The organism is Leminorella grimontii ATCC 33999 = DSM 5078 (genome assembly GCF_000439085.1).
Lineage (GTDB): Bacteria > Pseudomonadota > Gammaproteobacteria > Enterobacterales > Enterobacteriaceae > Leminorella > Leminorella grimontii.
In genome coordinates, this window is record NZ_AUUA01000001.1 from 30,223 (window position 1) to 53,627 (window position 23,405).

General features: G+C 52.8%; 23 protein-coding genes. 16 read left to right on the top strand and 7 right to left on the bottom strand.

Translation table 11 applies throughout. The annotated features are described in order from the left end of the window. Window positions 1–392: 392 nt before the first annotated feature. From G544_RS22425 to G544_RS0100175, 3 genes are all read left to right on the top strand, one after another. Complete coding sequence (locus G544_RS22425) at window positions 393–488, top strand: Rha family transcriptional regulator (RefSeq protein ID WP_248616905.1); 96 nt, start codon at window positions 393–395, stop codon at window positions 486–488. 237 nt (window positions 489–725) lie between these two features. Then, complete coding sequence (locus tag G544_RS22430) at window positions 726–1,094, top strand: phage antirepressor KilAC domain-containing protein (RefSeq protein ID WP_245614583.1); 369 nt, start codon at window positions 726–728, stop codon at window positions 1,092–1,094. Beyond that, window positions 1,091–1,303 (top strand): hypothetical protein, encoded by a 213-nt coding sequence (locus G544_RS0100175; protein ID WP_027272720.1) that lies wholly within the window; start codon window positions 1,091–1,093, stop codon window positions 1,301–1,303. Before G544_RS22430 ends, G544_RS0100175 begins: the two co-directional genes overlap by 4 nt. Before the next feature lie 89 nt (window positions 1,304–1,392). On the opposite strand, the gene G544_RS22435 is transcribed toward G544_RS0100175, so the two are convergent. Then, the gene (locus G544_RS22435; RefSeq protein ID WP_071783209.1) at window positions 1,393–2,154 is read right to left on the bottom strand and encodes a BRO-N domain-containing protein; all 762 of its coding nucleotides are present in this window, start codon (window positions 2,152–2,154) and stop codon (window positions 1,393–1,395) included. A 574-nt stretch (window positions 2,155–2,728) separates the two neighbouring features. On the opposite strand from G544_RS22435, the gene accD reads away from it, so the two are divergent. The 6 genes from accD (at window position 2,729) to G544_RS0100215 (ending at window position 8,648) form a co-directional block, all read left to right on the top strand. Continuing rightward, the gene (gene accD, locus G544_RS0100190; protein WP_027272721.1) at window positions 2,729–3,655 is read left to right on the top strand and encodes an acetyl-CoA carboxylase, carboxyltransferase subunit beta; all 927 of its coding nucleotides are present in this window, start codon (window positions 2,729–2,731) and stop codon (window positions 3,653–3,655) included. 87 nt (window positions 3,656–3,742) lie between these two features. Beyond that, window positions 3,743–5,020: a bifunctional tetrahydrofolate synthase/dihydrofolate synthase gene (gene folC, locus G544_RS0100195; RefSeq protein WP_027272722.1), complete on the top strand. Its 1,278-nt coding sequence runs from the start codon at window positions 3,743–3,745 to the stop codon at window positions 5,018–5,020. Beyond that, window positions 5,013–5,720: a cell division protein DedD gene (gene dedD, locus G544_RS0100200; RefSeq protein WP_027272723.1), complete on the top strand. Its 708-nt coding sequence runs from the start codon at window positions 5,013–5,015 to the stop codon at window positions 5,718–5,720. The genes folC and dedD overlap by 8 nt, the downstream gene beginning before the upstream one ends. A 131-nt stretch (window positions 5,721–5,851) precedes the next feature. Continuing rightward, window positions 5,852–6,346 carry a colicin V production protein gene (cvpA, locus tag G544_RS0100205; protein ID WP_027272724.1) on the top strand — a complete coding sequence of 165 codons (495 nt, stop codon included), beginning with the start codon at window positions 5,852–5,854 and terminating at the stop codon, window positions 6,344–6,346. A 45-nt stretch (window positions 6,347–6,391) separates the two neighbouring features. Then, window positions 6,392–7,909, top strand: coding sequence for an amidophosphoribosyltransferase (gene purF, locus G544_RS0100210; RefSeq protein ID WP_027272725.1), 1,518 nt, complete (start codon window positions 6,392–6,394; stop codon window positions 7,907–7,909). Window positions 7,910–8,075: 166 nt separating this feature from the next. After that, window positions 8,076–8,648 carry a UbiX family flavin prenyltransferase gene (locus tag G544_RS0100215; protein ID WP_027272726.1) on the top strand — a complete coding sequence of 191 codons (573 nt, stop codon included), beginning with the start codon at window positions 8,076–8,078 and terminating at the stop codon, window positions 8,646–8,648. A 14-nt stretch (window positions 8,649–8,662) separates the two neighbouring features. On the opposite strand, the gene G544_RS0100220 is transcribed toward G544_RS0100215, so the two are convergent. Continuing rightward, the gene (locus G544_RS0100220; protein ID WP_027272727.1) at window positions 8,663–9,565 is read right to left on the bottom strand and encodes a TIGR01777 family oxidoreductase; all 903 of its coding nucleotides are present in this window, start codon (window positions 9,563–9,565) and stop codon (window positions 8,663–8,665) included. Window positions 9,566–9,810: 245 nt separating this feature from the next. On the opposite strand from G544_RS0100220, the gene yfcE reads away from it, so the two are divergent. From yfcE to G544_RS0100235, 3 genes are read left to right on the top strand one after another with little or no spacing between them, the layout of a single operon-like run. After that, window positions 9,811–10,356, top strand: coding sequence for a phosphodiesterase (yfcE, locus tag G544_RS0100225; protein ID WP_027272728.1), 546 nt, complete (start codon window positions 9,811–9,813; stop codon window positions 10,354–10,356). Between the two features lie 14 nt (window positions 10,357–10,370). Beyond that, a complete protein-coding gene (gene yfcD / locus G544_RS0100230) occupies window positions 10,371–10,913 on the top strand; it encodes an NUDIX hydrolase YfcD (protein WP_027272729.1) in 543 nt (180 codons plus the stop codon). Further along, complete coding sequence (locus G544_RS0100235; RefSeq protein ID WP_071783210.1) at window positions 10,882–11,445, top strand: hypothetical protein; 564 nt, start codon at window positions 10,882–10,884, stop codon at window positions 11,443–11,445. The genes yfcD and G544_RS0100235 overlap by 32 nt, the downstream gene beginning before the upstream one ends. 61 nt (window positions 11,446–11,506) lie before the next feature. On the opposite strand, the gene pta is transcribed toward G544_RS0100235, so the two are convergent. Both pta and ackA read right to left on the bottom strand, forming a co-directional pair. Then, window positions 11,507–13,663 carry a phosphate acetyltransferase gene (pta, locus tag G544_RS0100240; RefSeq protein WP_027272731.1) on the bottom strand — a complete coding sequence of 719 codons (2,157 nt, stop codon included), beginning with the start codon at window positions 13,661–13,663 and terminating at the stop codon, window positions 11,507–11,509. A gap of 74 nt (window positions 13,664–13,737) precedes the next feature. Beyond that, window positions 13,738–14,940 (bottom strand): acetate kinase, encoded by a 1,203-nt coding sequence (gene ackA, locus G544_RS0100245; RefSeq protein WP_027272732.1) that lies wholly within the window; start codon window positions 14,938–14,940, stop codon window positions 13,738–13,740. Between the two features lie 436 nt (window positions 14,941–15,376). On the opposite strand from ackA, the gene yfbV reads away from it, so the two are divergent. The 4 genes from yfbV (at window position 15,377) to G544_RS19620 (ending at window position 18,087) form a co-directional block, all read left to right on the top strand. After that, window positions 15,377–15,829: a terminus macrodomain insulation protein YfbV gene (gene yfbV, locus G544_RS0100250; protein ID WP_027272733.1), complete on the top strand. Its 453-nt coding sequence runs from the start codon at window positions 15,377–15,379 to the stop codon at window positions 15,827–15,829. Between the two features lie 221 nt (window positions 15,830–16,050). Beyond that, a complete protein-coding gene (locus tag G544_RS0100255; protein WP_027272734.1) occupies window positions 16,051–16,557 on the top strand; it encodes a YfbU family protein in 507 nt (168 codons plus the stop codon). 76 nt (window positions 16,558–16,633) lie between these two features. Continuing rightward, entirely contained in the window at window positions 16,634–17,293 is a 660-nt protein-coding gene (locus tag G544_RS0100260; protein ID WP_027272735.1) for a sugar phosphatase, read from the top strand. Between the two features lie 560 nt (window positions 17,294–17,853). Then, window positions 17,854–18,087 (top strand): hypothetical protein, encoded by a 234-nt coding sequence (locus G544_RS19620; protein WP_071783212.1) that lies wholly within the window; start codon window positions 17,854–17,856, stop codon window positions 18,085–18,087. 63 nt (window positions 18,088–18,150) lie between these two features. On the opposite strand, the gene G544_RS0100270 is transcribed toward G544_RS19620, so the two are convergent. The 3 genes from G544_RS0100270 to G544_RS0100280 form a co-directional block, all read right to left on the bottom strand. Then, window positions 18,151–21,084, bottom strand: a complete 2,934-nt coding sequence (locus G544_RS0100270; protein WP_027272736.1) for an autotransporter family protein — start codon at window positions 21,082–21,084, stop codon at window positions 18,151–18,153. 601 nt (window positions 21,085–21,685) lie between these two features. Further along, entirely contained in the window at window positions 21,686–22,540 is an 855-nt protein-coding gene (locus G544_RS0100275) for a co-chaperone YbbN (protein ID WP_027272737.1), read from the bottom strand. Between the two features lie 75 nt (window positions 22,541–22,615). Beyond that, on the bottom strand, window positions 22,616–23,392 hold the full coding sequence (locus G544_RS0100280) for an SDR family oxidoreductase (RefSeq protein WP_027272738.1): 777 nt from the start codon (window positions 23,390–23,392) through the stop codon (window positions 22,616–22,618). Window positions 23,393–23,405 lie beyond the last annotated feature (13 nt).

The following is a 23,405-nucleotide window of genomic DNA, read 5'->3' on the forward strand; positions in this document are numbered from 1 at the left end:
GTTTCTCTTTTTTTATCATAAAACCTCTTGATTTTGTGTTCTTTTGAAGTATTATGATGTTGTGATTTTGACAAAGTGAGGTTATATGATGAATAAAGATAAGAAAACAATCAACCCTATGCAGTTAAGAATTCCTCCTGAGTTAAAGGGGGGGATTCAGCAATCCGCTAATCGGTCTATGCGGACAATGCATAGCGAGGTTGTATATCGCCTAAAACTGCTTGATGAAATGGAGAAGAAGGGTGAAATCACAATCTAGTAGAAAAGCAAAAACCCCAACTGCGCCAACAGTTGAGGTTTCAAATTTAGTTCCAACCAATCACCACAAAAGGAATGAAACTATGCAAACTATACCAAACCAAGTAACGGTTGTCACTAATTCAGCCCCAATGATGTCTAGCCGTGAAATTGCGAAGTTAACAGGGAAGCGTCATGATAATGTTTGCCGTGATATTCGGGCTATTCTAGCGGCCTTATTGGATGGGTAGCCAGATGATTATGTCCGTAACTCAAATCTGAGTTACCTTACTAATCAGCATGTTAACTGTGTTCAGTATGATGAAGGCAACCCTAATGCATGGGAGTATTTTTTATCCCGTCGTTATACTGAAATCTTGATAACTGGCTATGACATAAAGCGAAGGACAGCAGTCATTGACCGTTGGTTTGAGCTTGAGTCAACCAAACAAGCCGATCCGATGGCGGCCCTTAATGATCCAGCCACAATGCGCAGCTTGCTCTTGGGCTACACCGAGAAAGTTATCACTCTTGAGAATAAGGTTGAGGAACTAGCGCCTAAAGCCCGGTTCCATGATGAAGTAGCGGTAGCGCCAGATGCGATTTCTATCGCCCAGGCGGCTAAGACTCTTAACACTGGCCGTAATCGTCTGTGCTCTTTCATGCGTCAGCAGGGTTGGATGACTCGTCATAATGAGCCATACCAAGACAAAATAAATTCCGGCCTGCTGGATGTGAAAATCAGTAAATTTATGCATCCTGAGAATGGATTGCAGCAGTCGATTACAACGCTTGTTACAGGGAAGGGGTTAACAAAGTTGTCCAAGCTGCTGAGTTCAGCTAGGACGGCAGCATGAAAAGTTACATCCTTGGCTCAGGGGAGATGCCTGATGGTGAGTTGAGCATAACGATTCATGAACTGATCGATGGGAAATATATTCAAACAGTAGGCGTCCCATTGAGTGCAGCGCTGATGAAGGCCAACTCTGGATTGTTTGCATCCTACGCGGGTGCATTACAGAAGATAAGGCGAATAAGCCAATGTATTAATGCACTTGCGGCATGAACTAACAAACCCTCTCCGGAGGGTTTTTTATTGTCAACTTTGGTGGGCAATTGCGGCCCTGATTACAGAGCCGCGTAGTTGCTTAAAACTCAGTTAATAAGTCTTGGCCTCTGCAATTCTTTGATGCAGCGATCGTCATACTTGTTTAATTCCTGTCTCCCTGAGTCTATTTCATGCGACAACAATGCAAATTCAGACTCGAATTCACGCATGATTGGTACTGGATTTCCGCACTTCCTGATGACCTTCTTGATGATTGCAGACTCGAAGTCTCCGACCAGCACATGCACGCCTTGGGCCGCCGACATTATCCGGCGTAGCTCGTCAGCTATGATCGGCATATCACGAACGTTAAAAGGCTTGGGTGATGGGGTTCTTGTTGCTTGGCGTAATGCATACCAGATTGCATGAGAGCATGAGTTACTGGCCCTGAAGCGATGTGACATTATCCATATTAAGCGGGATATCTCGTTCATCTCAGCAGAGCTTAGCGGCTCAGGGGCATCCTGCGGCTGTTCGTATTTGCCTGTTTTACGGATGGAGGGTAGAACCTCATTAAATACCCAGTCTTGAAACTGTTTTGCTTCTGGTTTGTTGCTTCTGAAAATAACGCGGTAAAGGTTGGGTTCGTTGACGAAAGTCAATTGCTGTTGGCCTCCATCAGTAGGGATTACATTTTTTGTAACCCCTTCCATATCCATTTGGAAGCGAGAAGGGCTGGCAATAGTAACAGATAGGATGCCGCACACATCTTTGAGGCAAAACCACGGTTCGCCGTCGATCACCTGAATGCGGACGTCATGAGTTTCATGGAAGGAAAATGAGATAGGCTGAATAGCTAATGCGGTCATGATGACCTCCTTATTTGTTTAGTCTGAGCACCAGTTAGTAGCTGGTGCCGGGTGTCAACTGAGCCAAATAAGACGCTCCGGGCCTATTTCCCTCACGGGTATTGTATTACGCCTCTCCACCCGACTTTGTCTGGATGTAGTTATGCCAAATTGCAGGCATAAAAAAGCCGCAAAGCTATCGGGTGCGGAATGACCGCTTATTTGTTCAGTGCGGTCAGTATGCGATAGGATTGCGGAGGTGTCAAACTGTCAACTTTTAGATCACGGTCAAAGGAGAGTTTTACGAAACTTTCGTAAAACCCGCTGGTAAGCTTGGTGAGCGTCCTCCGGAGGGTTTTTTGTTGCCTGCACAATTGGCGAACAAACAAACTCACAGGGGTTTACTTTTTTTATTGCAGCATTCAAGCTACGCTAAACGCATTGAACCCCTCTGTTTTTCGTTCGAAATGAGCTTCAAGTTATTGAATGATAGATAGCGGAAAGTCGCATTTTGTTGTATATTGTAGCGCAAAATATGAACTAAATTTTACGTTACTAGTTGTAAAATAACGTTTTTTAAACCAGAGAGTCATCAATGAGCTGGATTGAAAGAATTTTAAGTAAAAGCAGTACGCCTACGCGTAAGGCCAGCATTCCTGAAGGGGTGTGGACTAAGTGTGACAGCTGCGGACAGGTGCTTTATCGCGCCGAGCTGGATCGTAATCTGGAAGTGTGTCCGAAGTGCGACCATCATATGCGCATTACTGCGCGCGCGCGCTTACACAGCTTCCTTGACGAAGGCAGCGAAACGGAGCTGGGCAGCGAGCTGGAGCCAAAGGATCTGCTGAAGTTTAAAGATTCTAAAAAGTACAAAGATCGCCTGTCTGCCGCTCAGAAAGAGACGGATGAAAAAGACGCGATGGTCGTCATGAAGGGCACCCTGTGCGGTATGCCTATCGTTGCCGCCGCGTTTGAATTTTCTTTTATGGGCGGCTCAATGGCGTCCGTCGTTGGCGCTCGCTTCGTGCGTGCGGTTGAGCAGGCATTGGAAGACGGTTGCCCGCTGGTTTGTTTCTCTGCCAGCGGCGGCGCCCGCATGCAGGAATCCCTGTTTTCGCTGATGCAGATGGCGAAAACCAGCGCAGCGCTGGCGAAAATGCAGGAACGCGGCCTTCCCTATATTTCCGTACTGACTGACCCGACCATGGGCGGCGTGTCTGCGAGTTTAGCGATGCTGGGCGATATTAACGTTGCCGAACCCAAGGCGCTGATCGGCTTCGCCGGTCCACGCGTTATCGAGCAGACCGTGCGCGAGAAATTGCCGCCGGGGTTCCAGCGCAGCGAGTTTCTGATTGAGAAGGGCGCGATCGATATGATTGTTCGCCGGCCTGAGATGCGCGATCGCTTAGCGGGGCTGCTGGCCAAGCTGACTCATCGTCCTTTGCCGCATGAAGGCGAAGTGATTGTTGCTGAAAGCGGCGAATCGGATAAGGCAGCGCAGCCCGAGCAGCCCGCAGAGTAATTTCTCGGCTCGTTCGTTGCGAACAGCCAATCAGCGGCCCGAGCAGTCGGGCCAATGAGTGAAACCGTAATCAAGTGAACGGGAATCATGAAAGAGCTGGACATACCTCAAGCCACGTCGCCACTCGCCGCGTGGCTTTATTATCTTGAGCGCTTGCACAGCCAAGCCATTGAGCTGGGGCTTATGCGCGTACGCGCCGTTGCGGCATCGCTCGACCTGCTAACCCCCGCCCCCTTTATTTTTACCGTCGCCGGCACCAACGGAAAAGGTACGACCTGTCGTATGCTGGAAGCGATCCTTATGGCGCAGGGGCTTAAGGTTGGCGTTTACAGTTCGCCCCACCTTATTCGCTATACCGAGCGGGTGAGAATTCAGGGGATGGAGCTGCCGGAAAGCGATCACTGTCAGGCGTTCGCTCGCGTAGAGCAGGGAAGAGGAAACACTTCGCTGACCTATTTCGAGTTTGGAACGCTGGCGGCGCTTGACCTGTTTAAACGCGCCAAGCTGGACGTAGTCATTTTAGAAGTCGGGCTGGGCGGCCGTCTGGACGCGACGAATATCGTCGACCCTAGCGTATCGGTTATTACCAGCATTGCACTGGATCATACCGACTGGCTCGGTTCCGATCGCGAGGCGATAGGCAGAGAAAAGGCCGGTATTTTCCGCGCAGGCCAGCCCGCGGTGGTTGGCGAGCCGGATATGCCGCGTTCTATTGCCGACGTCGCTGCGGCGACGGGGGCGGTGCTCTATCGGCGCGGCGTAGACTGGTCGTTTGACGAACCGGTAGAAGGTGCATGGAGTTGGCGTTCGAAAGACGTTGCGCTCAATGCGCTGCCCGAACCTTCCATTCCTATGCCCAATGCCGCCACGGCGCTGGCGGCGATCCGCTATTCCGGATTAGACGTCAGCCTGGACGCAATCCGCCAGGGGTTGATGCAGGCCTCGCTGCCCGGGCGTTTTCAAATCATTGGCGACGCTCCGCTAAGAATATTAGACGTGGCCCACAATCCGCACGCGGCGGCCTATCTCGCACAGCGCCTGTCGTCTTTGCCCAAGCGGGGCGGCAAAGTTTACGCCGTCGTGGGCATGCTGGCGGATAAAGACATTGCCGGGACGCTTGAATACCTAAAACCACAGGTGGACGAATGGTACTGCGCGCCGCTGGAAGGCCCGCGCGGCGCGAAGGCCGAGCTGTTGGCGGAGCACCTGCCCGGCGCTCGAATTTTTGCCGACGTGGCCGAGGCGTGGCGTCAGGCGCAAAACGATGCTAGTCCGGCAGACACAATTGTGGTTTGCGGATCGTTTCATACCGTCGCTCACGTCATGGAGGCGGGCGCACTATCAGAGGGAGAACAGCATGGCTAGCCAGTTTCAAAACAGGCTGGTTGGCGCAGTGATTATCGTCGCCATCGGCGTTATTGTGCTGCCCAACCTGTTTGACGGCAAGAAAAAACACTATGAGGATACCTTCGCCTCAATTCCGCTGGTGCCTAAAGAAGGCGACGAGCAGAGTGCGGAAATATTGCCGTCGGTAAACCACAACCTGCCGCAAACGTCGCCTTCGACCAGCGGCACGGCGGGTGAGAGTCCGGCCGCTGCTCAGACGGCGCAAACGTCGCCGCCCGAGCCTACGCCGCCTACGCTGACGCCGGAATCTCCGAAGGCGCCGCCGTCGACAAACGTTGCGACCACGACGAAGCCTGACAGCAAGCCTGTCGATACAAAGCCAGCTGAGACTAAACCAACGACGGCTAAGACCGACTCGGCGGAAAAGCCCAAGGATAAGCCAAAAGAGAAGCCTCAGGAAAAGCCGCCCGTCGGTCAGGCCTACATCGTACAGCTGGGCGCATTGAAAAATGCCGATAAGGTGAATGAGCTGGTGGCTACGCTGCGCCTGTCGGGCTACCGGGTTTACACCATTCCGGCTACTCCGGTGCAGGGTAAGGTTACTCGCCTTATCGTAGGGCCGGATCCGTCGAAGCAGAAGCTCGAATCCGCGCTGCCGGAGCTTAATCGTTTGACCGGCCTTAGCGGGCAGGTCAAAGCATATACAACTGCACGGTAACGTTTGCTTAGCGATAAAATGGCTACGCAAACGTTTTCTTTTTCTGATAGAATGCGCCGCAACGCGACGGCGTAGTATTTTGTATAGGTTAATTGTATGAAGTTTTACGTCACTGCATGGATGTGGGTATGCTGAACTGGGTTGACTATGTCATTATCGGCGTTATCGCCTTTTCTCTTCTGGTCAGCCTGATTCGGGGGTTCGTTCGTGAAGCGCTGTCGTTGGTGACCTGGGTTGCGGCGTTTTTTGTCGCCAGTCGTTTTTATCCCTATCTGACGGTCTACTTTACGCAGTTTCAGGATGAGCTGATACGTAACGCTATTGCTATCGCCGCGTTGTTCGTTGCGACGCTAATTGTGGGTGCTATTGTTAACTATGTGATTGGGTCGTTGGTGAAACATACCGGGCTTTCCGGTACGGATCGCGTGCTGGGCGTCTGCTTTGGCGCGCTGCGCGGAGCGCTGATTGTCGCGGCGCTGCTGTTTTTCCTCGACTCCTTTACGGCGTTTTCTCAAAGCGAAGCCTGGGCGCAATCCCAGCTTATTCCGCAGTTTAGCCCACTAATCAAGTGGTTCTTTGACCACTTACAGAGTTCGTCGAGTTTCTTGCCGCACGCGATGCCTTAGGTTGGCTAGGGGGGCGTGCGGTGATACTGATGAGGAATAGACAGCATGTGCGGTATTGTCGGTATTGCCGGGTTCACCCCCGTTAACCAATCCATTTATGATGCACTCACCGTGCTCCAACACCGAGGTCAGGATGCCGCAGGCATCGTGACCATTGATGGAAACAATAACTTTCGCCTGAGAAAGGCCAATGGACTGGTTAAGGACGTGTTTGAAATGCGGCACATGCAGCGCCTGCAGGGCTCGCTTGGCATTGGGCACGTTCGCTATCCCACCGCAGGCTGCTCCAGCGCCTCCGAAGCGCAGCCGTTTTACGTCAACTCGCCGTACGGCATTTCTTTGGCTCACAACGGCAATCTGACCAACGCCCACGAGCTGCGGGACAAGCTGTTTGAGGTCGCCCGCCGTCACGTGAACACCACCTCTGACTCTGAGGTGCTTCTCAATATTTTAGCCAGCGAGCTGGACAATTTTCGCCACTATCCGCTCACGCCGGAAGATATTTTCACCTCCGTTCGTAACACCCATCGCCTGATCCGCGGCGCCTATGCCTGCGTCGCGCTGATTATCGGCCACGGCATGCTGGCGTTTCGCGACCCTAACGGCATCCGGCCGCTGGTTATCGGCAAGCGTCGGCTGGCCGACGGGCGCGTTGAGTATATGGTGGCTTCCGAGAGCGTGGCGCTGGATACTCTGGGCTTTGAGTTTATGCGCGACGTGGAGCCGGGAGAGGCTATCTACGTGACGCTGGAAGGGCAGCTGTTCACCGAACAGTGCGCCGACAGCCCGAAGAATCACCCCTGCCTGTTTGAGTACGTTTATTTCGCCCGTCCGGACTCGTTTATCGATAAGATTTCCGTCTATAGCGCCCGCGTTCGCATGGGTAAAACGCTGGGCGAGAAGATCGCCAAAGAGTGGGAAGATCTTGAGATCGACGTAGTGATCCCCATTCCTGAAACCTCCTGCGACATCGCGCTGGAAATCGCCCGCATTCTTGATAAACCCTATCGTCAGGGCTTTGTGAAAAACCGCTACGTCGGGCGGACGTTTATTATGCCCGGTCAACAGAAGAGAAAGCAGTCAGTGCGTCGCAAGCTGAACGCCAACCGGGCGGAGTTTCGCGATAAGTGCGTGCTGCTGGTGGACGACTCTATCGTTCGCGGCACGACGTCGGAGCAGATCGTTGAGATGGCCCGCGAAGCGGGAGCGAAGAAGGTTTACCTGGCCTCGGCCGCACCGGAGGTGCGATTCCCCAACGTTTACGGCATCGATATGCCGAGCGCCAATGAGCTGATTGCCCACGGTCGCGACGTAGACGAAATCAATCGCATCATCGGCGCCGACGCGCTGATTTTTCAGGATCTTGACGATCTGGTGGAAGCGGTGCGCGACGATAACCGCGACATTGAAAAGTTTGAAAGCTCGGTGTTTGACGGCATCTACGTCACCAACGACATCGACCAGCACTATCTGAACTATCTCGACGGGCTGCGTAACGACGACGCGAAGGCGGACAAAGAGCAGCAGACCGTAGAAAACCTCGAGATGTATAACGAAGGCTAACGCTATCTTCTAAAAGGCCCGGCGACGCTTATTGTCGCTGGGCCTTTTGCTTTTCTGCGTCCGCGCACGAATAAAATCCCTTTTTCTCTCTATGATTAAGATTGATTCAGGCCGGTGATTGCGGCAAAGTCAGTGCTCAAAAGAGAGGAAGGACATAATCCCCATGATGAAACGACTGATCGTCGGTATTTCCGGCGCCAGCGGCGCGCTGTACGGCGTACGCCTGCTTCAGGTGCTTCGAGACTGCCCGCAGGTAGAAAGCCATCTGATAATGAGCCAGGCCGCGCGCCAGACGCTGTCTTTAGAGACGGATTATTCCCTGCGTGAGGTGACAGAGCTGGCCGACGTGGTCCATGACGTGCGCGACATCGCCGCGTCGGTGTCTTCCGGCTCCTTTCGCTGCCACGGCATGGTCGTTCTTCCCTGTTCGATGAAAACCCTTTCCGCTATCGTTAACAGCTATACCGATGAATTGCTGAGCCGCGCTGCCGACGTGACGTTAAAAGAGAGAAAGCCGCTGGTGCTTTGCGTGCGCGAAACCCCGCTGCATTTGGGGCACCTGCGGCTGATGACGCAGGCGGCGGAGCTGGGCGCGGTTATCATGCCGCCGGTGCCGGCCTTTTATCATCGGCCACAGACAATTCAAGATATCGTTGACCAAACCGTTAGCCGAGTGCTGGATCAGTTCGATATCGAACCGGCAGCCGAACTGTTTACCCGCTGGCGGGGGAAATCTTAACGTTCCAACGCTCGCTAGCTATCGGGAAACAGGTTTTTAAACGCATCTTCCAGTTCTGAATAGGTGAATTCAAAGCCCGCCTCTTCCAGCCGCTTGGGCAGTGCGCGCTGTCCGCCGAGAACCAAAACGGACGCCTCTCCCATCAGCAGGCGGATGACGAAGGCCGGCGTTCGGAAAAAATGCGGCCTGTCCAGCGCCGACGACAGCAGGTCGGTAAACAGCTCGTTGTGAACGGGGTAAGGGGCGACCATGTTGAACGGCCCCTGAAGAACCGGCGTGTTGAGTAAAAACAGGATGCCGTTGACCATGTCGTCGATGTGGATCCACGGCATGTACTGAAGGCCGCTGCCGATAGGACCGCCGAGTCCGGCTTTGAATATCGGCATCATCTTCGCCAGCGCGCCTCCTTCGGTTGACAGCACGATGCCGGTACGAAGCAGGCAAACCCGCGTTTTTTCGCTTTGAGCCGCCAGCGCCTCTTGCTCCCAGCGTTGGCAGAGCATGTGGGTGAACTCGCTGTGCGGCGTTTCGTCCTCTGTGACGATGCTTTGCCCCTGATCGCCGTAGTAGCCGACGGCAGAGCCGGAAATAAACGTCGCCGGAGGCGTCTGGCTTTCGAGAATAAGCTTGCTGAGCTGCGCCGTTAGCTGCCAGCGGCTGTGGCAAAGGAGGCGCTTCTGCCCGTCGCTCCAGCGCTTATCGGCGATCGGCTCTCCGGCCAGGTTGATCACCGCGTCGACGTTGTCCAGCGAGGGAAGGTGATCAAGAGAACCTAAAACGGTAACGCCGTCGCCAAATAAAGCCCGCGCTTTGTCCGGACTGCGGCTGAGAAGCGTGACGCTATGCGACAGAGAGAGCAGCTTTTTTGTCAACGGGCGACCGATGAGGCCGGTGGCGCCGGTAATCAGTATATGCATGGGCGATCTCCTGAGGCTGCCGTGAAAGGACACAGCCTAAAGTCGTCTTGTATAATCAGATACCTTAATGATAGCGAATTGATGACGCAATAGCGTTTGATGGTTCACAACATCAAGAGATTTTTCCTTTTTATCCAACCGAGTGGGGCGTTGGTCAGCGTTTAGGCAAACGGTGATAAACCGTCGCATGACGCGATAAAGTGCGGTATATTTGCCGCCATGCGAAGTGTCGGGATGATGTATCCATGAAACTGATGTTTGCTTCTGATTTGCATGGTTCTCTACCTGCAACGGAAAGCGTGCTGGCGACGTTTGAACGCCAGGGCGCCGACAGGCTGATTTTATTAGGCGACCTGATGTATCACGGGCCGAGAAATCCTCTGCCGGAAGGCTATGCGCCGGCGAAGGTCGCCGAGCGGCTTAACGACGTCGCCGATAGGATCGTAGCCGTACGCGGAAACTGCGACAGCGAAGTCGATCAGATGCTGCTGACGTTTCCTATTGAAGCGACTTGGCAGCAGGTCGTGCTTGATCATCGTCGGCTTTTTCTCACTCATGGGCACCACTATCATCCGCAAAAGCTGCCGCCGCTTAGCAAAGGCGACGTTTTTGTTTACGGCCATACCCATATTCCTCAGGCGGAGAAACAGGGAGACATATTCCTGTTCAACCCCGGCTCGGCCAGCCTCCCCAAGGGCGGGTATTCGGCAAGCTTCGGCATGTTGGAAGACGGTATGCTTAGGGTTATGACGTTATCTCAGGGGCATCCCCTCGTTCAGGTATCTTTATAAAAGGTTTTTCATAGATGGAAGAGCAAAGCCAGGCAGAGCGCATCGAATGGGTTGATGTGGTCGATGAAAACAATAACGTGATGGCGCAGGCAACTCGCCAACAGATGCGGCAAAAGAATCTTCGTCACAGAGCGACCTACATCGTCGTGCACAACGGTATGGACAAGGTGCTGGTTCAGCGCCGCACCAAGAATAAGGACTTCTATCCGGGATGGTTAGACGCCACCGCGGGCGGCGTGGTGCAAAAGGGCGAAGAGATGCTGGCCTCGGCACGCCGCGAGGCGGAGGAAGAGCTTGGCATCGCCGACGTGCCGTTCGCCGATCACGGCACGTTTTACTATGAGTCCGAAAGCTGCATGGTCTGGGGAGGCTTGTTCAGCTGCGTTTCCCACGGCCCGTTTGCGCTGCAGGAGGACGAGGTGGAGAGCGTTCACTGGATGACGCTGGAAGAAATCAACCAGCGGGCGGACGAGTTTACGCCGGACTCCATCAAGGCGCTGAACCTGTGGCTTTCGCGCAATCCTGATGAAATGGGCATGGCCTCGGTTGACCAATAGTCTTCCCTCCGGCTTATCGCCTTTATCAAAGGCGTTTGCCGTCAGGCTTGGTCTCATGCTGGAGGCCGATCTGATTGACTACCGATACTTTATTCCCTGGTGCGATGACGTTATTTTACGTAAAGACACCCCACCAGACTGGATACTTGAGTTGGCGACTGAAGAGTTCCAACCTGATGCAATCAGTATCGTTTGTACTTATGCCTATTCCGAGCCTTTTATCGAATTCTTGGGGACAACGGAATTCTATGTTGCCTGCCTGTTTTTAAAATATCGTATTGGTCAAATTTCCTGGGCGACGTTTCTTGGGAAGGCGGGAAGCTATACCGATGCCTATCAGGATAGCGTCGACTGTTCGTATTTCTTTTGTATGCTTAATGACATAGAAGCTACGGAGTCTGATAGAAACCTTGCAGGCGTTCAGGTAGAGGATGTGGTATCTCATTTTGCTCATGCGATTGATGAGGCTAAAGTGGTGTATAACTTCTTTCTGCACTATTTCCGACAAAATAAAAACGCCAAAGCCGAGTGACGGTTTTGGCGCTTTGTTTTATTCCGGGCCGCCTTTCAGCGGCCCGTTTCGTTACGCTATCTTACTTAGCCGCTTCGATCTGCACGGCCTGAATCGCCGTCAGGGCGATGGTGTAGACGATATCATCTACCAGCGCGCCGCGGGACAGGTCGTTAACCGGCTTGCGCATGCCTTGCAGCATCGGTCCGATGGAGACCAGATCGGCTGAACGCTGTACCGCTTTGTAAGTGGTGTTACCGGTGTTCAGATCCGGGAAGATGAATACCGTGGCTTTACCCGCAACCGGTGAGTTGGGGGCTTTGGAGCGGGCAACGTCTTCCATGATGGCCGCGTCGTACTGCAGCGGGCCGTCGATAACCAGGTCAGGACGCTTTTCTTGAGCGATGCGGGTCGCTTCGCGCACTTTGTCTACGTCGCTGCCGGTGCCGGAATTACCGGTAGAGTAGGAGATCATCGCAACGCGAGGATCGACGCCGAAGGCGGCGGCGGAGTCCGCGGACTGAATGGCGATTTCCGCCAGCTGTTCTGCGGTCGGATCCGGGTTGATGGCGCAGTCGCCGTAAACCAGAACCTGCTCAGGCAGCAGCATGAAGAACACGGATGACACCAGCGAGCTGCCCGGCGCGGTCTTGATAAGCTGAAGCGGCGGACGAATGGTGTTGGCTGTGGTGTGAACCGCGCCGGAAACCAGACCGTCGACTTCGCCCTGTTCCAGCATCAGGGTGCCCAGAACGACGTTGTCTTGCAGCTGCTCGCGGGCGACGACTTCGGTCATACCCTTGCTCTTGCGCAGCTCAACCAGGCGAGGAACGTAGATTTCGCGAACTTCGTTCGGATCGACGATTTCAATGCCTTTGCCTAGCTCAACGCCCTGCGCTTCGGCAACGCGCTTCACTTCTTCAGGGTTGCCCAGCAGAATACACTGTGCGATGCCGCGTTCCGCACATATAGCGGCCGCCTTGATGGTGCGCGGTTCGTCGCCTTCCGGCAGCACGACGCGCTTGTTGGCCTTACGGGCAAGCTCGGTCAGCTGATAGCGGAACGCCGGCGGAGACATGCGGCGAGAGCCTTCGGTGTTGGCGGTTAGCGCGTCAATCCACTCGCTGTTGATGTGGTTGGCGATATGGTTTTGCGACAGTTCGATGCGCTCGTGGTCATCGGACGGCGCTTCCAGGCTGAAGCTTTGCAGGGACAGCGAGGTTTGCCAGGTGTTGGTGTCAACCATGAAGACCGGCAGGCCGGTTTCAAACGCCTGCTCGCACAGCTTGGCGATGCGTTCGTCGATTTCATAACCGCCGGTCAGCAGGATGGCGCCGATTTCTACGCCGTTCATGGCGGCCAGGCAGGCGGCGACCAGAACGTCCGGGCGATCCGCGGAGGCAACCAGCAGGGAACCGGGGCGGAAATGCGTCAGCATGTTCGGAATGCTGCGGGCGCAGAACGTGATGGACTTGATGCGGCGCGTGCGGATCTGGCCTTCGTTAATAATGCGGGCCTTCAGGTGGTGAGCCATGTCGACGGCGCGGGTTGCGATCAGATCGATGTTCCACGGAATGCAGCCCAGAATCGGCAGGCTGGAGTTGGTGAACAGCTTCGCAGTGTCAACGGCAGTGATCTGCGCCTTGCTTTGCGTGGCGTCGTCGAACATTTCGGACAGATCCGGACGGGTGCGGCCCTGATCGTCAACCGGGGCGTTCAGCTTGTTGATGATAACGCCGGTGATATTTTCGTTCTTGCTGCCGCCAAAGTTGGAGCGGGCCAGCTCGATGCGCTCTTTGAGCTGCGCCGGAGAATCTTTGCCCAGAGACATGACGAAGACGATTTCCGCGCCCAGAGTTTTGGCGATTTCATAGTTCAGCGCGTTGGCGAACTGATGCTTAGGCGTAGGAACCAGACCTTCGATCAGAACGACTTCTGATCCTTTGGCGCATTCCTGATAGCGCGCAACGATGGTTTCCATCAGTACGTCCTGCTGGTTGTTGCTCAGCAGGCTTTCAACCAGCGTCATGCTCAGCGGCTCTGCCGTTGTGGCGTTAGAGTTTGCGCGTAGAATGGTGGTGGTTTGATCCGCAACTTCGTCGCCGGAGCGAGACTGGGCAACGGGCTTGAATACGCCCAGACGGACGCCTTTGCGCTCCATGGCGCGCACGACACCGAGGCTGACGCTGGTCAGGCCTACGCTGGTGCCGGTGGGAATTAACATGATTGTACGAGACACGGCTAAACCTCTTTCGGTTGTGCTTTCGTCAAAACAACACCGCCAGCCTGGGCTGACGGTGTGACCTTCAATTCTTATGCGGCAAGACGGGCAGCGTCCTGCGCGATGACCAACTCTTCGTTAGTCGGGATGATTAGCGCCGGGCGGGTGCCGTCTTTGGCGATGTTGCCGGATTTGCCGAAGCGGGCGGCCAGGTTGCGCTCGTGGTCAACGGCGAAGCCGAGCAGCGCCAGCTTGTCCAGCGTCAGTTCGCGAACCATCGCGGCGTTTTCACCGATGCCGCCGGTGAAGATAACGGCGTCAAGACGGCCGTCCATCAGGGCCGTATAGGCGCCGACGTACTTGGCCAGGCGATGACAGAAAACGTCCATGGCGCGCTTGGCGTCAGCTTTTTCTGCATAGTTGTCTTCAACGTAGCGGCAGTCGCTGGTGACTTCGGTCAGACCCATCAGGCCGGACTCTTTGTTCAAAAGCGTATTGATCTTCTCCATGCTCATTCCCATCACGTCGTACAGGTGGAAAATGATAGCCGGATCGATGTCGCCGCTGCGGGTGCCCATGACCAGACCTTCCAGCGGGGTCAGACCCATAGAGGTGTCAACGCACTTGCCGTTACGGATAGCAGAAACGGAACCGCCGTTGCCCAGGTGGCAGGTGATGACGTTCAGGTCATCGACGGACTTGTTCAGCATCTTGGCGGCTTCGCGACTGACGTAGTAGTGGCTGGTGCCGTGGAAGCCGTAACGGCGAATGCCGTGCTCTTTGTACAGGCTGTAGGGCAGGGCATACAGGAAAGATTCTTCCGGCATAGTTTGGTGGAAAGCGGTATCAAAAACGGCCACGTTGTTATTCTTAAGAGAAGGGAACGCTTTGAATGCTTCTTGAATGCCGATAAGGCCGGCAGGGTTGTGCAGCGGAGCGAACGGAGCGGCCGCTTCGATGCCTTTAAGTACGTCGTCATTAATCACGACTGACTGGGTAAACTGCTCGCCGCCGTGCACGATGCGGTGGCCGATCGCCGTCAGGCTGTTTGACAGTTCTGGTTTTTGCGCCAGAATGGTATTAACGATGAAATTCAGAGCTTCGCTGTGAGCAGCGCCTGCTCCAAGGGCTTCTTCGTGCTTGCTTCCGTCCATTTTCCATTTGATGCGGGCTTCCGGCAGATTGAAGCACTCGGCTAAACCAGAAAGGTGTTCTTCGCCATTGGCAGCATCAATGATGGCAAACTTCAGAGAAGAACTACCGCAGTTAAGAACCAGAACCAGCTTACTCGACATGAGAAGTACCTATTTTATTCGTGATTGGAAATACAAAAATCGGGAACATGGCGCCCGGAGGTAGGAGCCAGGCTCCTTAGACCGTTGTTTCGCCGCGTACCCGCGTAGCGTTTCTTTATATTGTACACAATTGCCTGAGAACAGGTTATTGCTATTATTTATTACTTCATTCATTACACAAATAGCTTGAAATGTGCCATTAGGCCCAGAGGGCGCTGCTAGCATAATCCCTGATAGTTCAAAAAGAAAACCAAATTACAAATTAAATTGATATTTATTAAACTGCATCAAGTTTTTTATGTGATTTTTTTAAATTTTATGAATTTTTTTGAAGTTAACTCACTCTAACTATCCAAATGTGAATCTGACAGATCTCGTAAGATAAGGTATAACTGTTATATATGTGTTGTGTAGGCAGATCGGAGGGCAACAGGCTATGAAACGTTCTTTAGGGCCGGTACGTTGGCTAAAGCTCTTTACGCTAGGGCAGACCTACATGAAAACGTGGCCAAACGAAAAGCGTTTGGGCGTGGTGTTTCCTGAGCATCGCATCATTACGGCGACACGCTTTGGCGTGCGTTTTATGCCTCCCGTTGCCGTTTTTACGCTGGCCTGGCAAATCGCCATGGGCGGAAACCTGGGGCCCGCGGTGGCGACGGCAATCTTTGCCTGCAGTATGCCAATGCAGGGGCTGTGGTGGTTGGGAAAGCGCTCATGCGCCGTGCTTCCTCCTACGCTTAAGCAGTGGTTCTTTTCTCTTCGAGCGAAGCTCACCGAAGCGGGGCAGAAGTGTGAGCCGCTGGAAGAGGAGCCAACCTATCAGCACCTTGCCGTACTGCTAAAGCAGGCATTCAGCCGGTTGGACAAAACTTTTCTGGACGACCTCTAACGTATCTTCGATCTGCTGCGCTTTTCGTTCTGAGCGCGGTAGATTTCACTCCTGTGTTGTTTATCGTTTTCCTTCTCGATCGTGCAAAAAATTGCGCGCAACGGGTATCACTCTTTGGCTCAATGTGACATTCTCTAGTCATTCGAAGCGCTTTAGAGCCTATTCCTAGGCGCGACTTCACCGGTTTATTTTTTTGTTTTCAATCCGTAGGAGTTGTTATTGTGGAAATGACCAATGCTCAAAGGCTGATTCTGTCGAATCAGTACAAGATGATGACGATGTTGGATCCGGAGAATGCCGAACGCTATCGTCGCTTGCAGACTATCGTTGAGCGCGGTTTTGGCCTGCAAATGAAGGAACTTGAGCGCGAGTTTGGCGAGCTGACGGAAGAGACCTGTCGTACGATTATCAACATTATGGAAATGCACCATGCGCTGCGCGTTTCGTTTGAGAATCTGCGCGATCATCTGAAGGACAAAGCTGAAATTGATGAGCGTCGTATTGCTTTTCTGGGCTTTGACGCCGCGACCGAAGCGCGCTATTTGAGCTATGTTCGCTTTCTGGTGAATACCGAAGGCCGCTATACCCACTTTGATTCCGGCACGCACGGCTTTAATTCCCAGACCAAGATGTGGGACAAATATCAGCGCATGTTGGCGATTTGGCAATCTTGCCCGCGTCAGTATCATCTCTGTGCGATTGAGATTTCGCAAATAATCAACGCCTGATTTATGCTTAACGTGACAATGGCCCGCATTTTGCGGGTCTTCGTTTTTAGCCACTGAAAAAACGGGAAGGCAAAAGTTGAACTGCAAAGGTTTTCTGTTCGATCTGGACGGCACGCTGGTGAGCTCGCTGGCGGTCGTGGAGCGGTCGTGGCTCATGCTGGCCAATAAGTATTCGCTTAATCCGAAAGAGGTTTTGGACTTCATTCACGGCAAACAGGCCATCACCTCTCTACGCCACTTCATGGCGGGCTATAGTGATGAAGATATTCAAAGAGAGTTTAAGGCGCTGGAGCATCAAGAAACGGTAGATACTGACGGTATCGTTGCGCTGCCGGGCGCCGTTGCGCTGTTAAATCGGCTCAACGAGTTGGGCATTCCCTGGGCTATTGTCACTTCAGGCACCATTCCTATCGCTCAGGCGAGAAGCCGAGCGGCGGGCATACCGCTGCCGGAAGTGTTCGTTACCGCTGAGCTGGTCGCCAGAGGAAAGCCGGAGCCTGACGCCTATCTTCTTGGGGCGCAGCGTTTGGGATTCTTACCACAGGAGTGCGTTGTGGTTGAAGACGCTGCGGCGGGCATTGCCTCCGGTTTGGCCGCAGGCTGTCAAGTTATTGCGGTCAATGCGGAGAATACGCCGGATCTGGCGCGTGTCGACAGAGCGTTGGCTTCACTGGAGCAAATTAGCGTCACCTATGAAAACGGCGTAGCGACGCTGGCGTTTAGTCAGGCCAGCTAACGTTTTGCGCTTTTACTTATGAAAAACGCTGCCCATTGTGAGGCGGCGTTTTTGTAAGCATTCTTGGTATATATTCTTTTTTAGGCTTATCCATATATTAGCCAGAGATTATCCTTTCTCCTTTCCAGATATAGCATAGCGGAATTTATTTATTAATTTAGTGGTAACTATAAAAATTAGCGTCAGGGGAATATGTATTTCTTGTTAAGCTTACATAATAAAAACCCTCTTTAATTAACATCTTTTGTTTTTTCTTTATGGTTAATATTTTTATCTTTTTGTTAATGAGTAAGTTGGTGGTGCACCAATCGCACTCAGTGTTTCTTGGTTTAATAATCGTTTCCAATCAATGTATTAAATGTTTTTCTGTACTACCGCTATCTAAGTAATTTTATCGGTATTATTTATTAATGGGAGTTTTGTATTATTATTGTAAGGTTATAGTATGATTGGTTTAAATTCGCTTGTTAGAACTATGCGTTATTTTAATATAGAGCCTTAGTTGAACGTTAATTTATAAAAAAGCCTTTTAGAACATTATTAAAAAGGATTTATTTATTATGACTAGCTCTGTATCTAATAGAATCAAGATGGGATTTATTGGGCTGCTTTGTATCAGTACCGTTGGATGCCAAAACATGACGGGAGAGGATTGGGGTGCGCTTGCGATTGGCGCGGTTATTGTTGGTGCGATTGCCGCCGTTGCGGTAAGCGGAGACGACGATGACCATCACGATCGCCGTCACGACGATCGCCGCGATAAAGGGCGTCATGATAAAGGCCATCGCCGTTAGGCCGTAGTTTGAAACGCCGTCCAGAAAGTCGGACGGCGTTTTTACTGCTCTTTTTATAAGCGCTTACCAAACGTACTTAACGCCGATAACCCCTTCGCTGTTTCGATAGCCGTTCTCTCCAGTCTGGTTGCTCAACTGCGCCCAGGCCTGCCAACCGTTGCTGATGCGAGCCTGAAGGCCGACTTCAACCTCATAGCGATTGTCGGGAACGTCTTGCGAGAAACGGTCATTGTCCATTTTCAGCGCGTTGTTAGCATCGCCGTGCCACCAGTTGACGCCGACAAACGGCTGAACGCCTTCACCACGTTCCATACGGCCATAGAGGCGGGCGCCCAGGCGCGTCGTCAGGCCATTGGCGTCGTCGCCGTGTATGCGAGTGCCGTTTTGTTCCGTGTGGGTGTCGGCGCTATACCAGTCGTAAATCAGCTGAGCCTGCGGTTCAACCAGCCACTGATAGTTGCCGGCATTGCCCAGCGTAAAGGCGTAACCGGATTCGACAGACCACTGCCAGAGTCGGCTTTTATATTCTTCAGAGGGCAGATCCTGGCCTTTTACCGTGTTGTCGAACCAGGCGTACTGTACGTAGGTGTCCATATAGCCGCCGGTCGCCATTGACGCGCTGCCGAACCAGGTAGCGTAAAGGCCGACGCTGTAGCCGTCGACGTCGCCGGATGCCTTGCTGGCGTCGGCCTTATAGGCATTAGGGTTGGTGCTGTCGACGTCGCTGTGGCCGTAGCCCGCCATCACGCCGAACAGGAAGCGCTGGTCGTTGCTGTCCCAGCGCGCCAGATCGCCGCCCAGCTGAACCAGAGAGGTGTCGGTATCGACGTTCAGCGACTGACCGGCCGCTTTACTGTCGGTTGAATTACCGACGGCCCGCAGCCACATGCCGCCAACGCCGCCATCGGTCCCGTTGGGCTGGGTAAATTCTGGCTCGCCCAGGCGCTCGTGCATCGTGTGGGTGAACATATTAACAGCTGCCGTCTGGTTGCCCAGGTAGGCGCCGGCCTCCGGGCGAGTGGGGTTAATGGAAGGCGTCGGAGTGGGATCTGGATTGGGCGAATCGACGGAGCGAAGATACCAATTTCCATTAGCTGGGTCGCTGACGCTGCCTTGATACAGGCTGTAATCGTAGCCGCCTTTTACGGCTCTGCCTTCCATGGTAAAGACGGCATCGGACTGCCCGGCGACGTCAATGACCTTTATTCCTTCAACGGTTTGCGCGCCGCTGCCGCCGACGTTGTTAAAGCTGACGCTGGTGCTGCCCGCGCTATCGCCGTTAATGACTAGCATGTCGGTCGGGGAGCTGTCGTCGCCGAGTTGGGTGTTCATCAACAGCTTGCTGCCGTCTGCGCCGTAGTAGTCGCCGTCGACGGTGATGGTTTTAAAGCCGCTGACGTCGTCAGGGGTTACAAAGGAGACGGTTCCTGCGTTGTTAAGCGTTGTCAGCGTTGAGTTGCCCGTTACGTTCCAGCGGCTGGTGGCGTCAATGTTCGCCGTTGAGGCGCCAGCATAGTCCTGAGTGTTAATAGCACCGGTGAGGGTAGAGGCGCCGCTTAGGTTAAATACCAGCCTGCTATCGGCATTGGAAGAATTGACCAATACGTCACCGGTAATTGCCGTGTCGTTGATAGCATCAATATTCACGTTGTTTAGCAACAGGCCTGAGCCATTGTTGTAGTCGTAAATTTTGAAGGCCAAGCCGCTGTCGCTAATGACCTGAGCGTTGTCCAGCGTTAAGGAAAGCGGATCGTTGTCACTTTCATCATTCCTGTCCTGCAAAACTATGGCGGCTGAGTTTTTTGAATAGAGAGTGCTGCCGACAATTTTTGTGCTGCCTACGTCGGCAAGCCTTAGGGCCGAGCTGTTTTCGCCTTCAGCGGTTATGGTTGTATTGATGATCTCTCCGGCTGCTTTACTTCCAATAATAAATGCGCCATAGGACGTATTGCCGCTAACGGATATTGCGCTATCGGTAATGTTATAGAGGCTGTTTCCATAATAGCCGTCGGCGTAAAAAGCATAGTTTTTATCGCCAGTTGCTGTAATCTGAGAATTTGTTACCGACAAACTGTTATTTGAGCCCCCGTTGGCAATAACAAGATAGTTGCCGTCGCCGCTGGCGTTAATCACAGAGTCGCTTAGCGTTAGCGCACTATTGCTTAAGTTAATGCCGTAAGCCTGGTTAGTATTCATGTCCAGCTGCGACTCTTTTAACGTAACGTCGCTGGAAGAGGCGGAAATACCCCAAACGTCACCATTGGCTGTAAATGTGGTGTTTTTGGCTTCCAGCGTGGAGTTGCTTAGCCCTACGACGGCATAGGCGCCAGGATAGCCGCCGTTATCATAGGTGGTGCTCAGAGAGGCGCGATCAAGCGTTACTATGCTGCCATCGTTTGCCGTTATTGTGCTGCTACCAATGGAGCTTAGGCTGGAATTGGTGATAGTCGCGCTGTTTTTGCTATCCATATAGAGGATAGCGGTGCCGCTGCTGGAGCCGGTTTGATTTAACTGGACGTTATCAAGGCTAATCTCGGCCCGATCGTTCATCGAGATCAGCATGCCGTTAAAGTCGTTAATAATTGAATTTGAGAATGAGACAAAGCTGCCTGCGCCGGCGGCTTTAATTTGGACGTTGCTCGGATCGCTACCGAATTGGATATTGTCCAGAATCGCCTGCCCGCCGTTATCAACATTAACGTATTGATATACGTCTCCAGAGAGAGTGCCGTTTTTTACCTCGATGGTACCGCCGGAAGCGTAAATAGCGCTGCCGGCCGTTCCGCCTTGAATGTTATACCCGTCAGAAGCGATCTTTCCTCCGTCGTGAGCATAAAGCGCGCTTGAGTTGAAACCGGAATATTCGATGTCATCCGTAATCGTGACGTCTTGTCCTGACCCTGCCGTTGTTCTCGTGGTAATAGTGGCTTGAGTAGTATAGCTAACGGAACCGACAGCCATGGCAATAGCGATGGAAATGAGTTTTTTATTGCTCATAAGAAGATACCCTTATCATCTATAAAGAAGTTGATTTAATAGTTCTTTTATTTTTTTAAATTATATAAAAAACGGTGTTTTATTGCAAATGGTTTATTTCATTATATTAAGGCTGTATAAATATTTATAATATTCATTTGGTTACGATTTGGCGTCGATGGTTCTCTGGTTTTATTTCTTTGCTTTTCGTTTTTTGCTCTTGACTTGGGTAATTAATAAAGAGTGTTTTAATGTTAATATTTTTATTCGGATGATGGTAGCGTCTGAGCTATCTGCATTTTTTCTATTAATAAATTAAATATTATATTTAGTGCCCTGTTCTATGCCTGACAAATCAGGGGGGAGGAGATTTGTCGGCCAGTAATGCATCAGTGTGGGAGAATATAAAGAATGAGAGAGCGGACAACCGTCATTACGGCAATAACCACGATAGAAATAATGATGGCGCTAACAGGCGCCTTAACGATCGCAATAAATGCGCAGTGGTATAACGATCCCTTCCGCGGTAGGTATAAAAAACAGAAATAGGCGGTTACGCTGAAAAATCAATGGAAGATAAAAGCAAAAGGCATATGTATGCCTTTTGCTTTTTAGGGCTAAATCAGTACAACAATGAATATAGCTGACGGCGGAATTTAGACGCCAGCGCGTCGCCAGTGCCTAGCGCGGCCAGAATGTCCATCATGGTCTTTTTCGCGCTTCCGTCTGCAGCGTTGAGATCGCGCTTGAGGTGGCCCATTAGTAGAAGGAGGGCCTCTTCATTACGGCCTACGGTATGCAGCTGAAGGGCAAGCTGAACCGCCAGTTCGACGTTGCCCGGATCGGCTTCTACCTGCTTTTGCAATTGCTGAATTTCCGGCGTATCCGCAGCCTGCTTCAACAGTTCAATCTGGGCAATAAGCCCCTGATAGCGGGTATCGCGATCTTGCAGCGGCACGGCGGCCAGTACGGCTTCCGCCTCTTCGGTACGGCTGAGGGCGATTTGCGTTTCCGCCAGCAGCAGGCCGATGTCGCTGCGCTGTTGGCTAAGCTGCCAGGCGTCCTTCAGTAGGGGCAGGGCGTCGATAAAACGTCCTTCCTGCATCAGCGCCTGCGCTTCGGCGGCTTTCAACTCTTCTTCCTTCGGCAGTACTCGGTCAAGCAGGGCGCGAATAGCTTCTTCAGGCTGTGGCCCTTGAAAACCGTCGACCGGCTGGCCGTCTTTAAACAGATAAACGGTTGGGATCGCGCGGATGCCAAACTGGGCAGCAACCATCGGCTGGCTGTCGCAGTCCACTGTCGCAAGAATAAATTTACCGCCGTATTCGGCAGCCAGCTTGGTAAGCACCGGCTCTAGAACCTGGCAGTGCTGACTGCGGGGGGACCAAAAGTAAAACAGCAGCGGCGCCTGTGAAGACTGTTCCAACACCTGTTGGAAGTTGGATTCATTGACGTCAATAACGAAGTTCGCTGGCATGGGGCACTCTCTTTTACACGTGTATTTGTTACCTATATGTAGGCAACCTCGATAAATTTCAAGCCCTTTTGGGACCTATCCTTTATCCCTTAAGATGCGGTCCATCAGCCTGTCGGGCAGTAGCCTTTTGCATATAGCCATCGCTTTGGTAACCAGAGTTATGCGATAGCGTATCTTCGCGCGCGGGCTTTCCAATGCGTGGCGAATTGCGGGCAGGATGGCCTCTGGCGGTAGAGTAAAGCGCCGAGCGATGGACGGGTTTTCGACCGGCTTATCCTGCTGCGTTTGGTTTACGTTACTGCTAAACGCTGTGCTGATAGGTCCCGGTTCAATCAGGCTGACCTGAACGCCGCTGCCGTAGAGCTCTAGGCGGAGCGCATCCGACCAGGCTTCCAGCGCATACTTGCTGGCGGCGTATAGCCCGCGGCCGGGGGTGGAAATAATTCCCATGACTGAGCTGGTCTGAATGATTCGGCCTTCGCCCTGAGTCAGCATGGCGGGCAGCAGAAGCTGGGTCAGCTCGTGGGCGCCGAACAGGTTGGTGGAAAATTGATGTTCGAACTGCGGTCGGGTGATGGTGTTCAGCCGGCCGTAAATGCCGAAACCGCCGTTGTTGAACAGGCCGTAAAGCTTGCCTTCGGTTAGCCTCAGCACCGCTTCGGCAGCTTCACGAATGCTGTCGCTGTCGTCCAAATCGAGCTTTACCGTTTCAAATCCTTCTTGCTGCAGGCGTTCTACGTCCTCAGATTTTCTACAGGCGGCGATAACGCGATAGCCGCGTTGTTTTAGATCTCTGGCGGCAACCAGACCAATGCCGCTGGAGCAGCCGGTAATCAATACTGCCTTTTGCATAACTTTACCTTTC

Bases quoted from the DNA above. Each gene is read 5' to 3' on its own strand.
- G544_RS0100220 (WP_027272727.1), bottom strand. From the start codon at position 9,565: ATGCATATACTGATTACCGGCGCCACCGGCCTCATCGGTCGCCCGTTG.
- G544_RS0100175 (WP_027272720.1), top strand. From the start codon at position 1,091: ATGAAAAGTTACATCCTTGGCTCAGGGGAGATGCCTGATGGTGAGTTG.
- G544_RS0100235 (WP_071783210.1), top strand. From the start codon at position 10,882: ATGAAATGGGCATGGCCTCGGTTGACCAATAGTCTTCCCTCCGGCTTA.
- G544_RS0100215 (WP_027272726.1), top strand. From the start codon at position 8,076: ATGAAACGACTGATCGTCGGTATTTCCGGCGCCAGCGGCGCGCTGTAC.
- purF (WP_027272725.1), top strand. From the start codon at position 6,392: ATGTGCGGTATTGTCGGTATTGCCGGGTTCACCCCCGTTAACCAATCC.
- yfcD (WP_027272729.1), top strand. From the start codon at position 10,371: ATGGAAGAGCAAAGCCAGGCAGAGCGCATCGAATGGGTTGATGTGGTC.
- ackA (WP_027272732.1), bottom strand. From the start codon at position 14,940: ATGTCGAGTAAGCTGGTTCTGGTTCTTAACTGCGGTAGTTCTTCTCTG.
- G544_RS19620 (WP_071783212.1), top strand. From the start codon at position 17,854: ATGACTAGCTCTGTATCTAATAGAATCAAGATGGGATTTATTGGGCTG.
- accD (WP_027272721.1), top strand. From the start codon at position 2,729: ATGAGCTGGATTGAAAGAATTTTAAGTAAAAGCAGTACGCCTACGCGT.
- folC (WP_027272722.1), top strand. From the start codon at position 3,743: ATGAAAGAGCTGGACATACCTCAAGCCACGTCGCCACTCGCCGCGTGG.
- yfbV (WP_027272733.1), top strand. From the start codon at position 15,377: ATGAAACGTTCTTTAGGGCCGGTACGTTGGCTAAAGCTCTTTACGCTA.
- G544_RS22430 (WP_245614583.1), top strand. From the start codon at position 726: ATGCGCAGCTTGCTCTTGGGCTACACCGAGAAAGTTATCACTCTTGAG.
- dedD (WP_027272723.1), top strand. From the start codon at position 5,013: ATGGCTAGCCAGTTTCAAAACAGGCTGGTTGGCGCAGTGATTATCGTC.
- G544_RS0100275 (WP_027272737.1), bottom strand. From the start codon at position 22,540: ATGCCAGCGAACTTCGTTATTGACGTCAATGAATCCAACTTCCAACAG.
- G544_RS0100280 (WP_027272738.1), bottom strand. From the start codon at position 23,392: ATGCAAAAGGCAGTATTGATTACCGGCTGCTCCAGCGGCATTGGTCTG.
- yfcE (WP_027272728.1), top strand. From the start codon at position 9,811: ATGAAACTGATGTTTGCTTCTGATTTGCATGGTTCTCTACCTGCAACG.
- G544_RS22435 (WP_071783209.1), bottom strand. From the start codon at position 2,154: ATGACCGCATTAGCTATTCAGCCTATCTCATTTTCCTTCCATGAAACT.
- G544_RS0100270 (WP_027272736.1), bottom strand. From the start codon at position 21,084: ATGAGCAATAAAAAACTCATTTCCATCGCTATTGCCATGGCTGTCGGT.
- G544_RS22425 (WP_248616905.1), top strand. From the start codon at position 393: ATGTCTAGCCGTGAAATTGCGAAGTTAACAGGGAAGCGTCATGATAAT.